Source organism: Sphingomonas sp. Leaf34, from assembly GCF_001421805.1.
Lineage (GTDB): Bacteria > Pseudomonadota > Alphaproteobacteria > Sphingomonadales > Sphingomonadaceae > Sphingomonas.
This window is the reverse complement of the sequence record NZ_LMLC01000001.1, coordinates 1,079,263-1,094,768: the sequence shown is the minus strand read 5'-3', so window position 1 is coordinate 1,094,768 and position 15,506 is coordinate 1,079,263. Positions and strand designations below refer to the sequence as shown.

Genomic DNA, 15,506 nt, shown 5'->3' with positions numbered 1-15,506 from the left:
CGGTGCGCGTCTGATGATCACGCGATGATCCCCCGATGATCGAAGGCCTCGAGATCGTCCGTCATCCACGCGCCCGCCGCGCGCGTCTGTCGATCGATCCCGCGAGCGGCCGGGCACGACTCGTCCTGCCCAAGCGCGCCGCGCTCAAGCAGGCGCTGGCCTGGGCGGAGGAGAAGGCGGACTGGATCGCCGAGCAACGTGCGCTGCTCCCCTCCCCTCGCCCGTTCGTGCCCGGCGCGGTCGTGACGGTCGCGGACGAGCCGCTGACGATCGCATGGACCCCCGGACGCCCCCGTACCGTCGTTCGCGACGGGGCGGTCCTGTCGCTGTCGGGCCCCCCCGAAACGATCGCGCGCCGTGTCGAGGCGTGGCTCAAACGCACCGCGCTCGCCGTGCTGGAGACCGAAACCGCCGAATACGCCGCCAAGGCGAAGGTCAGCGTCGCGTATGTCGCGGTCGGCGATGCCAAGGGCCGCTGGGGCAGCTGCGCGTCGAGCGGTGTCATCCGCTATAGCTGGCGGCTGATCCTAGCGCCGGGCTGGGTGCGCCGCGCCACCGTCGCGCACGAGGTCGCGCACCGTGTCCACATGAACCACGCGCCGGTCTTCCACGCGCTAGTCGAGCAGCTCTACGGCGAGGATCCGACCCCGGCGCGCGTCTGGCTACGCACGCACGGCGCGGGGCTTCACTGGTTCGGAAGGTCGTCCTGACTCCGGTCGCTCTGGAAGCGCTGAGTCTGGACCTGATCGCGCGGGACGTCGCGTTGGAGCGGCTGACGCCCGGCGGGTGACGGATCGCGTCGTTCGCGCCCGGTGACCCGGTCGATCCAGTCCTGATTCAACTGCTGGGGCGGGGCTGCCGGCGTCTCGGGCGGCTGATCCGCGTCGGGCCGCGGGATCGTGTCGCCGGTCTGCGCATCGGTCGGCACGGGGGGCTGCCCCTGCTCGATCGGATTGCCGTCCGCGTCGACCGCCATCTGGCCATTGTCGGGCTGGCCAAAATAGCTCTGCTCGTCGGGTTCGAGCTGCCATTCGGGCAACGTCACCTGTGTATCGAACTGTTCGATCGGACGGTTGGCGGTCGCGGGCTTCATGAACGCCGCCCAGGCCTTGGCGGGCGCGGTGCCGCCGTGAAGGCCGGCGATCGGCTTGGCATCGTCGCGCCCCATCCAGACGCCCGTCGTGATCCCGCTCGAGAAGCCCAGGAACCAGCCGTCCTTCGACGCGCTCGTCGTGCCCGTCTTGCCTGCGACGGGGCGGCCGATCTGCGCGGCGCGGCCGGTGCCGGTGTTGACCGCGGTCTGCAACAGGTCGGTCATCTCGGCAGCGACATAGGGCGCGACCAGCAGATGGCTGCGATCGACCTCGTGCGTATAGATCGTCTGGCCGTTCGCGGTGACGCGCGTGATCCCGTACGGCGTGACCGCGACGCCCTTGTTGGCGACCGAGGCGAACGCGCGCGTCATGTCGATCACGCGGACCTCGGAGGTGCCCAGCACCATCGACGGGTGCACGTTGACCGGCGTGGTGATGCCGAACCGCCGCGCCATGTCCGCGACCGTGTTGAAGCCGACCTCTTGGCCGAGCTTGGCCGCCACGGTGTTGAGCGAATAGGCGAACGCGGTGCGCAGGCTGACCGCGCCGGAATTGCGCCGCGAATCGTTGCGCGGGCTCCAGCCCTGGATCGTGACGGGTTCGTCGACGATCGAATCCTCGGGCTTGTGGCCCGCCTCCAGCGCCGCGAGATACACGAACAGCTTGAACGAAGAGCCCGGCTGCCGGACCGCCTGCGTCGCGCGATTGTAGATCGACGAGACGTAATCCTTGCCGCCGACCATCGCGCGCACTTCGCCGCCGCGGTCGAGCGCGACCAGCGCGCCCTGCGCGCCCGGCGGCGCATTGGCGCGGATCGCCTCGTCGGCCTGGCGCTGCATGTTGAGGTCGAGCGTCGTCCAGACTTCGAGCGGCTCGGTCGTCTCGTCGATCAGCGTATCGAGCTGCGGCAGCGCCCAGTCGGTGAAGTAGCGGACGCTGTTCTGCTTGGGTTCGGGCGCGAGCTTCAGCCCGCTGACATCGGCATCGGCGGCCTGCTCGGCGGTGATCGCGCCGGTCTCGCGCATCGTCTCGAGCACTACGCCCGCGCGACCGACCGCGGCTTCGGCGTCGGCGGTTGGCGAATAGTTCGACGGTGCCTTCACCAGGCCGGCGATCACCGCCGCCTCGGCCAGGCTCAGATGATCCGCGCCGTGGCCGAAGAATTTGCGCGAGGCGGCGTCGATCCCGTACGCGCCGCCGCCATAATAGACCTTGTTGAGGTAGAGTTCGAGGATCTGATCCTTCGAAAACTTCCATTCGAGCGCGAACGCCAGAATGCCTTCACGGAATTTGCGGCCGAATTTCTTCTGGTTGTTGAGAAACACCGTCCGCGCGAGCTGTTGCGTGATGGTCGAGCCGCCCTGCGTCCAGTGGCCGCGGTCGTACCGCACCTTCACCGACCGGGCAACGCCGACCGGATCGATCCCGATATGCGAGCGGAAGCGGCGATCCTCGACCGAGACGGTCGCGTCGCGCATCACCTGCGGAATCTGCGAATAGGGCAGCCATTCGCCGAAGCTCGGCCCCATCGACACGATCACCGTGCCGTCGGCGGCATGGACGCGGATCATCTGGCCGTTGGGCGACGATTTCAGGCTGTCGAAACTCGGCAGTTGCGACATCGCGATATAGACCGCGATCGCCAGCGCGCCGAGCGCGAGCACGCCAATCCCGATACACAGCTGCAGGAAGACGACGAGCCGCCGCCGCCAGCGAGACGCTGGGGTAGACGGGGGCCGACCGGACGGGGAAGCAGAACGCGTACGAGCCATGTGACCGCAGAATTACGCGCGATGCCTCCGCCCTACAAGCGGCATCAAGCCGCGGCGTTTGCTTTGCGCGGCCGGAACTCGAGAGACAGCGAGTTCATGCAATAACGCTGCCCGGTCGGCGGCGGGCCGTCCGGGAAGACATGCCCCATATGGCTGTAGCAGCGCGCGCATCGCGTCTCGATGCGAGTCATGCCGTGACTGCGATCGGCATGATCCGTGACGGCGTCAGGGCCGATCGGCTGGGTAAAACTCGGCCAGCCCGACCCGGAATCATATTTGTCCGCGCTGTCGAACAACGCGTTGCTGCAGGCTGCACACCGATAGATGCCATCGGCCTTGTTGTCGGTCAGAACGCCGGCAAAGGCACGTTCCGTACCGGCCTCACGCAGCACATGATATTGTTCCGGGGTGAGCCGCTTGCGCCATTCGGCCTCGGAAAGATTGAGTTGATCCATGAACATGCATCTCGTGCTGGCGGGACGGATTTCAAGATAGCCCCAGTCTGGTTGCGTTGGCGATGATCTGGATCAAGGTCGGTCGCATGACGGGGAGCAGCCACGCGGCGCGCTCGCTTTCGGCGATGTGACGGACGATGCCGGCAATACCGATCGGGCGGGCCAGGCGGCGGGCGAACGCCACTTGCCATGCGGATGCAGCGTCGGGGCCGCCTCGTGTGTAGGCGGTGGCGGCCGCGACTCCGCTGGCGAGCGCAATACCCATGCCTTCGCCGGCGAGCGAGGGGATCACGCCCGCCTGGTCGCCGAGCCGGAACACCGCGTCGACGCCGGTGCGCTGGCGCCAGCCATAGGGCACGTTGGCGATCGCATCGATCGAGGCTTTCGGGTCGATCAGCGCGACCCATTCGCCGAGCATGGGCGTTTCGCGGCCGAGCGCTTCGAGCAGTTGCGCGGGGGAGCCGGCGGCCTGAAGCCGCGAGCGGTGGACCGCCATGCACAGATTCGCCGTGCCGTCCTCCTGCAGCGCCAGACCGGCATAGCCGCGGTCGAACAGATGCAGCTCGATGCAGCTCGCGAGCGATCGGGCCAGCGTGGGCGAGGGGACGATCCGTACCCGGATCCCCAGGGTCGGGTCGGCGCCGCGCGCCTCCTCGGGGCGTGCCGCGCCGCGAACGTCGTGCTTACCGCTCGCCAGGAACAGCGTGTCGGTGGCCATCGTCGTGCCGTCGGCGAGGCGAACCGTCGTCCCGTCAATCTCGCGTACGGTGACGCCGCGTTCGATGGCGGTGCCCAGTCGCGCGGCTTCGGCCAGCATGACGGTATCGAGCCGGTGGCGCGTAACCGAGACCGCGGGGTGGGGCAGATCGGCTTCCGCGCAGCGATTGCCTGCGAAGATCCGGGCGCGCGTAACGCGCTGCGGGTTCAGCCCATCCGGATCGATCCCGAGCGCGGCGAGCGTCTCCAGCGTTCGCCAGCTCAGAAACCCGCCGCAGATCGCGTCGCCCGTCTCGCGCGATCGCTCGACAAGCAGGTGCGGCAGGCCTGCACGGGCCAGTCCGATGGCGGTCGCAGCGCCGGCGAGCCCGCCACCGACGATCAGCGCAGGCGTTCGACGCATAGCCGAAACGGAAAGATGCGGCGGACCTTCGCCTGGGTGATGCCGGCCTCTGCGAGCAACGGCGGCCATTCGTCCGGGCGATAGCTCCGCGCGATCGACACCGTGCCGTCATGGCGCACGATCGGATGCCAGCGTGCGAGGGTGGCGAGAATCGGGAAGCCCCAATGCGCGAACCCGTGGCGGTGGAGATCATTGACGAACCACCCGGCGCGCGCATGCGTCTCCATGAACCGCAGGAACGCGACGAGCTGATCGTGGGTCATGTGATGCGCGACGAGACTGCTGACGATGACGTCCCAGGGTTCGTCGGCAAGGTCGGCATAGTCGCCGGTGACATAGCGGATATCGCCGCCATGCGCGCGCGCCGCCTGTTCGCTGCGCGGGTTGAGATCGACGCCGACCAACTCCGCCGCGATACCGCGCACCGCGGCCCAGCGCGCGATGCGGCGAAGCATGTCGCCGTCACCAAAGCCGACGTCGAGCAGGCGAATGCTGCTTCGTCCCGCCATCGCCCGCGCCATGAAGTCGAGCGTCGGGCGGCGCGCCATCGTCACGGTGTTGACGGTGGCGAGGTCGCCGACGACATCGGCATAGGTCGCGGCGTCCAGATCGTCCGCGTCCATCAGTTCTTCGGCCTGGCTGCGCTGGGCGAGCGTCATGGCGCGCTCCGGAACCCGAAGCCCTCCGCTGCCAGTCCGGGACCGAACGCAAGCGCGACGCCATGTGCGACGGGCGGCCCGGCGAGCAATCGTTCGAACACGAACATCAGCGTCGCCGACGACATGTTGCCGTTCTCCGCCAGCACGGCGCGCGATTGATCGAGCGCATCGGGTTTCAACTGCATTGCATGTTCGACCGCGTCGAGGATCGATCGCCCGCCGGCATGCACCGCCCAGCCGTCGATCGATGCGGGCGGCTGGCCATCGCTGACGATCGTGCGAAACGCGGTATCCGCCAATGCCGTCGCGATCCGTCCGGGCACCTCGCCCGACAGGTGCATCGCGAACCCCGCGTCGGTGACGTCCCAGCGGATCAGCGTCTCGGTCTCGGGCAGTGCCGCTGCGAATGGCGTGCCGAGGACAAAGCCGGTCGGCGCCGCGGTGACCAGCGCGGCGGCGGCACCATCGCCGAACTGGAGCATCGCCAACAGCGGCTCGATCTCGGTTGCCGGCTGGAGATGCAGCGTCGAGAGCTCGACGGTGACGACCAGAACGCGCGCATGCGGCTCGGACCGGACGATGTGGCGCGCGCTGCGCAAGGCGACCACCGCCGCATAGCACCCCATGAAGCCGACAAGCAGTCGCTCGACGCTGGACGCGAGCCCGAGCCGCCGCGCGATGATCTGGTCGATCCCCGGCGCGACGAACCCGGTGCAACTCGCGACGACCAAGTGGGTGATGCCGTCGATGGCGATCTTTGTGCGCAATGCCTCGATCGCGCGGATCGCAAGATCGGGCGCATGTTCGGCATATAACGTCATCCGCGCTGCGGTACCGGGATGCGGCTCGGTCGCGTAGAACCCGGCATCGTCGATCGGCGAGCCACCATCGGCGGTCGGCGGCAGAACCGACCAGCGATGGCCGATGCCCGATCGCGAGGCCATCCGATCGAACACCTTGGTTGATCGCGCATCAATACGGTTGCGCGCCCAGGCGATAAACGCGGCATGGATGTCATGATCGGGAACGGCAGTACCGACGGCATTGATATGCACTGGGATATGCACTGGGAGATACGCCGGCAAAGCGGCAGGCAGGGAAGCGGGCACGACGTCCTTTCATTCGCGCCGGATGGCACGCGAATCGACCACTCAACGCACGGTGAATGAATATAGACGGCGCCGATACCAACAATCCGCAGGTCGCCCCGCCATAAAATTCCGCACTACGTCACGGCGCTCGGTCATCGCCGCGGCAATGGCCGGGCCGGCGATCGCGCGCGCGGGGCCGTCAGTCGCAAACGGCGGTGTCGAGATGATCCTGTCCCACGCCGTATTTTTCTTCGACGAGGGCCATGGCGAAGCCGACATAGGCGGCGATCGCATGATCCTCCGACGTCTCGAGCGCCGAACAGGCTTCCTGCAATAACGCATATACCCGGGTCGCGATCATCGTTTGATCCTTTGCATCCTGACGCCACCCCACCAGTGGCGTGTTCCGCGCTGCAATACGGCGCCGACAGGAAAGTATACCATAGTATTGGTCGGCAAACAGCGTCAGCATTGCCTCATATCAAGACAATTGAAATCATAATGGTTAATATAGGGCCCAGAATACCAGCGGGATCGACGTGTAATCGGTGCCAAATGCGGTGTGAATCGCGCCATTTTGGAAAAATATCAGGATACATTGGCTAAATCGCACGCAAGCTGTCGACAAGCGGCGCAAATCCAGCGCACCATTTTGCCAACGTATCCAGGTGTTTCACGGGCCGAGGGATCTCGATCATGTCCGACATGAACGGCCTCGCGGTGCTGGAGAGGACCATAGGGATCGAGGGATCGAGGGATCGGCGGAGCGAATGCTGCGTTGAAAATGGGCAAAAGGGGAGCCTTTAGTGAAGAACGAGTCGGTCGTCGATTTGATCAAGGATCTCACCGCCAAATTGTCGGCGGTTGCTGAGGAGTTCAACGGTCGCGTGGCCCATGCTGCCGATCCCGAGCCGACCGGCGATGAACCGAGCGAAGCGGCGCTTATTGCCCGTGCCGAAGCGGTGCTTTCGGACCGGCGGATGCGGCGACAATTCCTGCCTGCCGAACTGTTCCACGAGCCCGCCTGGGACATGCTGCTCGCGCTGTTCGTCTCGCGCGACGATCGCCAGCCGATGAACATCAAGGCCTTGGTGAGCATGTCCGACGCCCCCGTCACGACCTCGCAGCGGTGGATCGAACATCTCCACAAGCTCAAGCTGATCGATCGGGTGATCGATCCGGCCGATCGCCGACGCGTCGAGATTTCGCTCAGCCATGCGGGTGACCAGGCGATGCGCGCCTATTTGCGTGGACTATTGCGCCGCTGATCAGGGTGAACCGGAAAGGCTCTGCAACCCTTCACGCGATGAGGGGCGGACACGCATAGGTTATCGATGCATACAACCATTTTGCGATAAATGTCGGTTCTATTCAATAAAGGCCAAGATGATCTTCATAACCGATCTTGTAGGGAAGAACGAATATTTCACGGAATAACAGGCCGATACGACTTTGTAGTATTTGATTAAGCTGAAGTGCCCGATCTGGTCGTCGTCGAAGGACGGGGGTCGAATTGGGTCGGGGCATTTCCTTGAATTGCAGTGCAAGTCGGCTGACATGCCACGGCGGAGTTGCGTGTGGCCTGGTTGCCGCGGTCGCGATGCTGCTGTCGGAGCCGGCCGTGGCGGAAACGCCTGCCGGGACGCCGATCGTCAATACGGCCGCGCTCCGCTATGATGCGGTCGGCGAGACGCAGGCGATCGCATCGAACACGGTGACGCTGATCGTTGCCGAACGCCTCGACGTCGCGCTCGTGCGGGACGGGCAGGGCGCGATCGTGGTGATGCCGCGGCCCACGATCGTTCCGCTGACGCTGACCAACCGCAACAACGGCGCAGAATCCTTCGCGATCGCGGCCAGCGTGATTCCGGGTGCAGTCACGCTGAAGGCCCTGGTCGTCGATGCCGATGGCGACGGGCTCTATGATCCGACCAAGGATTTGACGCCGGTCAACGCGCTGACGCCCGTCCTCACGCCGGGACAGTCGATCAAGCTGTTCGCGGTGCTCGTGACGTCCGGCGATCCTGCGCCAGCCGGTGGCGCGGCGGCGACGCTCACGATCACGGCACGGTCGACGACGGGCTCGGGAGCACCGGGCAGCGGGTATGCAGGACGTGGCGACGATGGCGGCGATGCGGTGGTCGGACCGACCGGCGCGGCGGCCAGCGTCGTCGTGCCGCTGACGACTGCAAGTGCCGGCCCGACGCTGTTCAAGACACAGTCGGTGCGCGCCGCCGACGGATCGCAGTCCGCGGTCCGCGATTCGGTGATCACCTACACGCTCGAGGCGCGCTTTGCCGACGCCGTGACCGGCGCGCGGATCGTCGATCCGATTCCTGCGGGCACCGTCTTCGTGGCGGGGAGCCTGACGCTCGATGGCGCGCCGCTGAGCGACGCGCAGGACGGTGACGCGGGCCGCTTCGACGCGACCGGCGTGCAGGGGAGCAGCGCCCAGGGGCCCGCTATCGCCGTCGCGCTCGGCCAGGTCGCCGCCGCCGCCGTCCACACCGTCCAGTTCAAGACCAAGATCCAATGAGGAGCATAGCCATGATCACGCGTCCGATGATTGCCGCCGTCCTGGCGGCCACTGCCGCCGCCACCCCCGCAGCGCTGGTCGCCGCTGCGGCAGGCCCGTTGCAGGTCACCAGCAGCATCCTCGTCGAGAGCCGTAGTGCCGCCGCCGATGGCACCACGCGGATCGCGCTGGTCAAGCCATCGAAGGTGACGCCGGGCGACAAGGTCATCTTCGTCCTCGCCTATCGCAACACGGGTCCGCAGCCCCTCAGCAACGTGGTGCTCGACAACCCGCTGCCGCGCCAGATCGCCTATCGGTCTGCCAGCCCCGGTTCGCCCGCGCCCGACGTGTCGGTCGACGGCAAGACTTTCGGTTCGCTCGCCACCCTGCGCGTCCGCAGCCTCGACGGCAGCACGCGCGCGGCGAACCCCAACGATGTCACCAGCGTCCGGTGGCGCCTCGCAAGCCCGTTGGCGGCCGGTTCGCAAGGTCAGTTCGCGTTCCAGGCCGTCCTGAAATGAGGGCGCCTTCGTCGACTCAGTCCTCGCAATCCACAGAGAAGGAATAATTCGAAATGTACGCAAAAGGGGTAATCCGCACGCTGATGGCCGGTACGGCCGCGGTCGTGTCGCTTGGTATCGCGACCAATACGGCGAGCGCGCAGGCGCCAGGGCCAGCCGGCACAGCGGCGGGCACGGCCGTCACCAACACCGCGCAGGCCAGCTATTCGGTCAACGGCGTCCAGCAGTCGGCCACGTCGAACACGACCAGCTTCGTGGTCGACCGCAAGGTCAACCTGACCGTCACCACCAACCAGCCCGCCAACACGCAGGTCGCGATCGGCCAGACCGCGGCGGTGACGACGTTCAAGGTGACCAACAACACCAACGGTACGCAGGACTTCCTGTTGTCGGCCAGCCAGTTGCCGATCCAGAACCTGTTTGCCGGTGACAATTTCGAAGTGACCAACGTCAAGATCTATGTCGATTCGAACGGCAACGGCACCTATGACGCAGGCGCCGATACCGCGACGTACATCAACGAACTGCCCGCCGATCAGTCGGCCGTCGTGTTCATCGTCGCGGACATCCCGAACGATCAGGCCGCGTCGCTCGCCGGCATCACCCTCATCACGCAGGTCGCCGCCGGGGGCGATGGTGCGGCGCAGGGCGCACCGCTGGCCGCCAGCGTCGCGCTGAACGACGACAACGTCGTCGATATCGTGTTCGCCGACAACGACTCCGATGGCCTCGGTCTCGACTTCGCCAATAATGGTCAGGGCCGGGCGTCGCTCGGCTATGAGATCACCACGCGCAACGTCGCGCTCAGCGTGAACAAGTCGCAAATCGTGATCTCGGATCCGGTTTCGGGGCTCGTCACGCCCAAGGCGATCCCCGGTGCGGTCGTGCAATATTGCCTGATCGTCACCAATGCGACGGCGCTGACGCCAGCGAACAACGTCAACCTGACCGACATCATCCCGGCGAATACGACGTATCAGGCGGGCTCGATCGTCATCGGCGTGCCCGGCATCGCACCGATTTGCACGGTGGCCGGCTTCATCGCCAACGACAATGGGACCGCGATCCTCGGCACGAACTTCACCGGCTCGTACGATCCCTCGACGAAGAAGGTGACGGCGACGATCCCGACGCTGCTCGGCAGCACGTCGGTCGCCGCCAGCTTCCGCGTGACGATCAACTAGACCCACCCTCACACCCGAAAGGAAAGGCCAATCCCGGCACGCGTGAGCGACGCGTGCCGGGAGCGGACCCCTGATGCCCAGATTCCGCCGCCTCTTGCGCCTGTGCGCCTTGCTCCTGACGCTGATGCTCGGGCTCGTCATCGGCATTGCGCCGGCGGCCGCCCAGACGCGGGTCCAGAATACTGCGACGCTGTCGTTCGACGACGCGGGCAGCGCGTCGGGGGTACGGGCGATCCCGTCCAACACGGTCGTGCTCGACGTAAACCGGGCGAAGCGTCCGACGACGCTCACCTTTCGTCTGCCGCCGCCCAATTACGCGATGACCGGCGCCACATGCCAGACCACCCCCAGCTTCCTGTTCACGCCTGCGCCGATCGATGCCGCGACCTATGCCGCATCGCCTTGGGTCGCGGCGATCGACATCTATGCCGACATGATCCTGGTGCTCGACAACCAGGCCGGCAATCATGATCCGGCGGTGCGCGAGACGTCGGCCATCGCCGTCGATGTCGGCACCCTTCACACGACGCTGACACTGACCGAAACCGCGGTCGACAGCGGCATCTTCGCCGGTGGCATCCCCGCCAGCGCAACCGGCAAGCACCCCGAACTCGCCGCGTGCGACATCCGCAACCTGCGCGGCGCGACGATCAAGCTGGGGTTCGCCGAGGACGGCTACAGCCTCGCCTCGATGGCGTCGCTGCTGATCGATCCGGCCGGCTACACGTTCGATTCGCGGACCGGCGCGCTGGTCGACGGCACGACCGTGTCGCTGGTCGACGAGACTGGCCAGCCCGCCACGGTGTTCGGCGACGACGGCGTCAGCCGCTATCCTTCGACGGTCGTCACCGGCGAGAGCGTGACCGACGCGAGCGGCCGTGTGTATCCGGGCGAGGCTGGGCGATATCGCTTCCCGCTGACCGCGCCGGGACGGTATCGCCTGAAGGTCGCGCCGCCCGGAACCTATACCGCGCCGTCCACCGTCGATCGCGCCACGCTGGCCGCGCTGAAGGACCGGCAGGGGCGCGGCTTCATCCTCAACGATACGAGTTTCGGCGGCGCGCTGACGTTGTCCACGCCCGAGCCTTTCTCCGCCGACATCCCGCTCGACAGCCCCGGCGCGGGCACGCTGTTGCTCACGAAAGTCGCCTCGGTGCGCGAGGCATCGCCGGGTGATTTCGTCCAGTATCTGCTCCGCATCACCAACCGGGACTCGGTCCCTGCCCGCGGGCTGCACGTCGCCGACACGCTGCCGCGCGGCCTGCGCTACGAACGCAATTCCGCGCGGGGCGGGGACGAGCCGACCGTGTCGTCCGATGGCCGCAATCTCGATTTCGTCATCCCCGTGCTTGCCGCGGGCGCCTCGACCGAGCTGAAATACGTCGTCAGCATCGCCCCGGGCGCACCCACCGGTGAGGCACTCAATCGCGCGCGGGTCGCCGGGCAGGGCACCATCACCAGCAACGAAGCTGCCGCCTCCGTGCGGCTGCGTCCGCTGCTGTTCACCGATGCGATGACGATCATCGGCCGGGTGACCGAGGGCAATTGTGGCGATCCGGTCGACAAGCGCAAGGGCGTGGCTGGAATCCGGCTGTTGATGGAAGACGGCACCTTCGTCGTTACCGATCGCGACGGGCTGTACCATTTCGAGGGGGTCCGAGCCGGACGGCACGTTGTCCAGATCGACACCTCCAGCATCCCTGCGACGCATGCGCCGGTCGCCTGCGACATCGATACGCGCCAGGCGAACAGCCCGATCTCGCGCTTTGTCGAGGGGGATGGAGGCCTGCTCAAACGCGTCGATTTCCAGCTCAAGCCGACCGGCAAGACCGCCGCCGCCGACGCCGGCCTGCCCGTCGCGATCCTCGACGACGCGACCGCTGCCGGTAGCCGCGATTGGCTGGCGGGCGCGCAGACAGAAGGGGTCGACTGGCTGTTCCCCCTCGCCGACCACAACCCGCGCGCGCCGATCGTCCGGGCGGTCGTCAAGCACGGGCCAGGCCAGCGCGTCGCGCTGACGATCAACGGCAAGCAGGTCGAACCGCTCGCGTTCGACGGCACCGACGCGCGCGATGGTACGAAGATCGCAGTCTCGCGCTGGACCGGCATCCCGCTGGTCGACGGTGACAACAGGCTCCAGGCGCGCGTCCTCGCCGCCGACGGGAGCGTCGTGAAGATCCTCGACCGGACGATCCATTATTCCGGCGCCGGCGTCCGCGCGGTGTTCGACGCCGCCAGCAGCCGGCTCGTCGCCGACGGGCTGACCCGCCCGCTGATCGCGGTCCGCGTGACCGACAAGACCGGGCGCCCGGTCCGCGCGGGTACGCTGGTGCCGTTCACCGTCGACCAGCCTTATACCGCCGCGGTCGAGGCCGAGCTCGAACAGGGTCGCCACCTCGCCGGGCGCGAACGCTCCGCCACCACCGCGCTGGTGGTCGGCGACGACGGGCTCGCCTTCCTCACGCTCCAGCCGACCACGCAGGCCGGCGCGGTCCACGTCGTCGTCGCGCTGACCGAGGACAAGGTCATCCACCGCAACGAGGTGCGCGCCTGGCTCGCCGCCGCCGCCAAGCAGTGGGTCGTGGTCGGTTTCGGCGCGGGCTCGGTCGGCTACGACATGCTAAGCAAGCGCCAGTCGGGCCTGCCACGCGCGCAGCGCGGCAGCGTGATCACCGATGGCCAGCTCGCCTTCTACGCCAAGGGGCGCGTCAAGGGGTCGTGGCTGGCGACGATCGCGTATGACAGCGACCGCAAATACGATCCTGCGCGCGGGCTGCTCGGCACGATCGATCCCGATCGCTATTACACCGTGTACGGCGATGGTTCGCGCCAGGGCTATGATGCGGCGACCCGGCGGAAGCTGTATCTGCGGCTCGAGCGTCGCGAATTTTACGCGCTGTTCGGCGATTTCGAGACCGGCTTCACCGACACGCAGCTCACCCGCTACAACCGCACGCTCAACGGTATCAAGACCGCCTATGAGGGCAAGCGGGTTCGCGCGACCGGCTTCGCGGCGCATACCGACACGCTGTATTCGCGTGACGAGATCCAGGGCAACGGCCTGAGCGGTCCATACCGTCTGGCGGGGCGCAACATCGTGCCGAACAGCGACAAGCTGCGGCTCGAGACGCGCGACCGGTTCCGTTCGGAGCTGATCCTTGCGAGCACGCAGCTGACGCGCCACATCGATTACGACATCGACACGGCGATGGGCACGGTGCGCTTTCGCCAGCCGATCCTGAGCCGCGACAGCAGCCTCAATCCGGTGTTCATCGTCGCGGACTATGAGGTCGAGGGCGGCCGGTCGGCCAAGCTCGCCGCCGCCGCGCGCGTCGCGACCAAGCTGGCGAACGGACGCGTCGAGGTCGGCGCCGCGGTCATTCGCGACGAGACCGTCGGCAAGGCCACCGTGCTCGGCGCGGATATCAAGGCGCGCGTGACCGCCACCACCGAATTGCGCGGCGAGATCGCCAAGGGCGGCCGGGCGGGGCTCGGCGAAGGTCTCGCCTATCTCGCCGAGGTCGATCACCACGGGACGAAGCTCGACCTGCTCGCTTATGCCCGGCAGCAGGATACCGCCTTCGGTGTCGGCCAGCAGAATCTGGTCGAGGCGGGGACGCGCAAATTCGGTCTCGACGGCCGGCTGCGGCTGACCGACCGGATCAGCCTGACCGGAGTGGTATGGCACCAGCAACAGCTCGACAGTGCCGGTACGCGCACCGCTGCCGACGTTCGCGTCGAATATCGCCGCGACACGGGCACGATCTTCGTCGGTGGGCAGTACGCATCCGATCGCGGCATGGATGGCAGGGATCGCGATAGCCGCCTGCTGACGCTCGGCGGAACGCAGTTGCTGTTCGGCGACAAGGTGACGCTGTCCGGCCAGACGCAGTTCGCACCGGGTGGCGCCAGCGACAGCGTCGACTTCCCGATCCGCCACCAGATCCAGCTCGCCTACCGGATCAAGCCCGGCATCCGCCTGATCGGTGGCTATGAGATCGCCAATGGCGACGGCTATGTCGCGCATACCAAGCAGTTCGGCGTCGACGTCGCGCCCTGGACCGGCGCCAAGCTGATGAGCACGCTCAACCAGCAGGCGATCGGGGAAAACGGCGCGCGGACCTATGCGCAATACGGCCTCAGCCAGTCGGTGCCGCTCGGCAAGAACTGGACCGTCGACGGGACGCTCGACGCGAGCAACACGCTGAAGGGCCAGATCCCCGACGGTGCGGTGGTCAACGCGTTCCAGCCGGTCACCTCGGGCGGCTATGTCGGGCAGGACCAGACCAACGGCGACTACGCCGCGGTGACGCTGGGGGCGACCTACCGCCAGGCGCGCTGGTCGGTGAACGGGCGGCTCGAATACCGCAACGCCGACAGCGGCGATCGCTGGGGGATCACCACCAACTTCCTGCGCACCTTGGGACAGGGCAAGACGCTCGCGTCGAGCATCAAGGCGTACACGATCACCGACACGACCGGCGCGGTCGCGACCTATGCCACCGCCGATCTGGCGCTCGCCTTCCGGCCGCTCGACAGCCGCTGGTCGCTACTCGAACGGCTCGAGCTGCGGCATGAGAGCGCAGATGCGGGGTTCACCGACTCCAACGCGCTCGGCGTACCCGCCTATGGCGGTGGCGATCAGGTGACGTCGCGGATCATCAACAACCTCGCGGTGAACTATCGCACTGGCCCCGAAGGGCTCGGCCACGGCACCGAGGCGACGGTGTATTACGGCGCGAAATACGTCGCGGGGCGGTTCGCCGACGACAAATATGACGGGTATATCGACGTCACCGGGTTCGAACTGCGCCAAGATGTCGGCACGCGGTTCGACATCGGCGTGAGCGGATCGGTGCAGCATGCCTGGTCGCGCGGCGCCTGGTCGTGGAGCGGCGGTCCCTCGGTCGGCGTATCGCCCGCGGCCAACACGTGGATCAGCGCGGGCTACAACGTGTCGGGCTACCGCGACCGCGACTTCGATGACGACCGCTACACGCGGCAGGGGCCGTACGTGACGATGCGGCTGAAGTTCGACCAGACCATGATCGGTGGCGCGACGCGCGCGCTGTTCGGCGGTCGGCGATGACACACA

Annotated in this window: 12 protein-coding genes; 6 read left to right on the top strand and 6 right to left on the bottom strand. The window is 66.9% G+C overall.

Features of this window, described 5'->3' with window-relative positions:
* The first annotated feature begins 35 nt into the window (after positions 1 to 35).
* Positions 36 to 710: a M48 family metallopeptidase gene (locus ASF00_RS04985; protein WP_055874877.1), complete on the top strand. Its 675-nt coding sequence runs from the start codon at positions 36 to 38 to the stop codon at positions 708 to 710.
* On the opposite strand, the gene ASF00_RS04980 is transcribed toward ASF00_RS04985, so the two are convergent.
* From ASF00_RS04980 to ASF00_RS18930, 6 genes are all read right to left on the bottom strand, one after another.
* Positions 686 to 2,866 carry a transglycosylase domain-containing protein gene (locus tag ASF00_RS04980; RefSeq protein WP_055874874.1) on the bottom strand — a complete coding sequence of 727 codons (2,181 nt, stop codon included), beginning with the start codon at positions 2,864 to 2,866 and terminating at the stop codon, positions 686 to 688. The genes ASF00_RS04985 and ASF00_RS04980 overlap by 25 nt on opposite strands.
* Positions 2,867 to 2,910: 44 nt before the next feature.
* Positions 2,911 to 3,321, bottom strand: coding sequence for a peptide-methionine (R)-S-oxide reductase MsrB (gene msrB, locus ASF00_RS04975; protein WP_055875463.1), 411 nt, complete (start codon positions 3,319 to 3,321; stop codon positions 2,911 to 2,913).
* A gap of 31 nt (positions 3,322 to 3,352) precedes the next feature.
* Positions 3,353 to 4,441, bottom strand: coding sequence for an NAD(P)/FAD-dependent oxidoreductase (locus tag ASF00_RS04970; RefSeq protein ID WP_055874871.1), 1,089 nt, complete (start codon positions 4,439 to 4,441; stop codon positions 3,353 to 3,355).
* A complete protein-coding gene (locus ASF00_RS04965; protein ID WP_055874868.1) occupies positions 4,420 to 5,100 on the bottom strand; it encodes a methyltransferase domain-containing protein in 681 nt (226 codons plus the stop codon). Before ASF00_RS04965 ends, ASF00_RS04970 begins: the two co-directional genes overlap by 22 nt.
* Complete coding sequence (locus tag ASF00_RS04960) at positions 5,097 to 6,167, bottom strand: type III polyketide synthase (RefSeq protein ID WP_055874864.1); 1,071 nt, start codon at positions 6,165 to 6,167, stop codon at positions 5,097 to 5,099. The genes ASF00_RS04965 and ASF00_RS04960 overlap by 4 nt, the downstream gene beginning before the upstream one ends.
* Before the next feature lie 223 nt (positions 6,168 to 6,390).
* Complete coding sequence (locus ASF00_RS18930; RefSeq protein WP_055874861.1) at positions 6,391 to 6,663, bottom strand: hypothetical protein; 273 nt, start codon at positions 6,661 to 6,663, stop codon at positions 6,391 to 6,393.
* 334 nt (positions 6,664 to 6,997) lie between these two features.
* On the opposite strand from ASF00_RS18930, the gene ASF00_RS04950 reads away from it, so the two are divergent.
* The 5 genes from ASF00_RS04950 to ASF00_RS04930 all read left to right on the top strand — a co-directional run bounded on the left by ASF00_RS04950 (position 6,998) and on the right by ASF00_RS04930 (position 15,500).
* Positions 6,998 to 7,459, top strand: a complete 462-nt coding sequence (locus ASF00_RS04950; RefSeq protein WP_055874858.1) for a hypothetical protein — start codon at positions 6,998 to 7,000, stop codon at positions 7,457 to 7,459.
* Positions 7,460 to 7,812: 353 nt separating this feature from the next.
* Positions 7,813 to 8,727 (top strand): hypothetical protein, encoded by a 915-nt coding sequence (locus ASF00_RS04945; RefSeq protein WP_162233556.1) that lies wholly within the window; start codon positions 7,813 to 7,815, stop codon positions 8,725 to 8,727.
* 11 nt (positions 8,728 to 8,738) lie between these two features.
* Entirely contained in the window at positions 8,739 to 9,227 is a 489-nt protein-coding gene (locus ASF00_RS04940; RefSeq protein WP_055874852.1) for a DUF11 domain-containing protein, read from the top strand.
* Positions 9,228 to 9,280: 53 nt separating this feature from the next.
* On the top strand, positions 9,281 to 10,411 hold the full coding sequence (locus ASF00_RS04935) for a DUF11 domain-containing protein (protein WP_055874849.1): 1,131 nt from the start codon (positions 9,281 to 9,283) through the stop codon (positions 10,409 to 10,411).
* A gap of 73 nt (positions 10,412 to 10,484) precedes the next feature.
* A complete protein-coding gene (locus tag ASF00_RS04930; protein ID WP_082463216.1) occupies positions 10,485 to 15,500 on the top strand; it encodes a DUF11 domain-containing protein in 5,016 nt (1,671 codons plus the stop codon).
* The last annotated feature ends 6 nt before the right edge of the window (positions 15,501 to 15,506 follow it).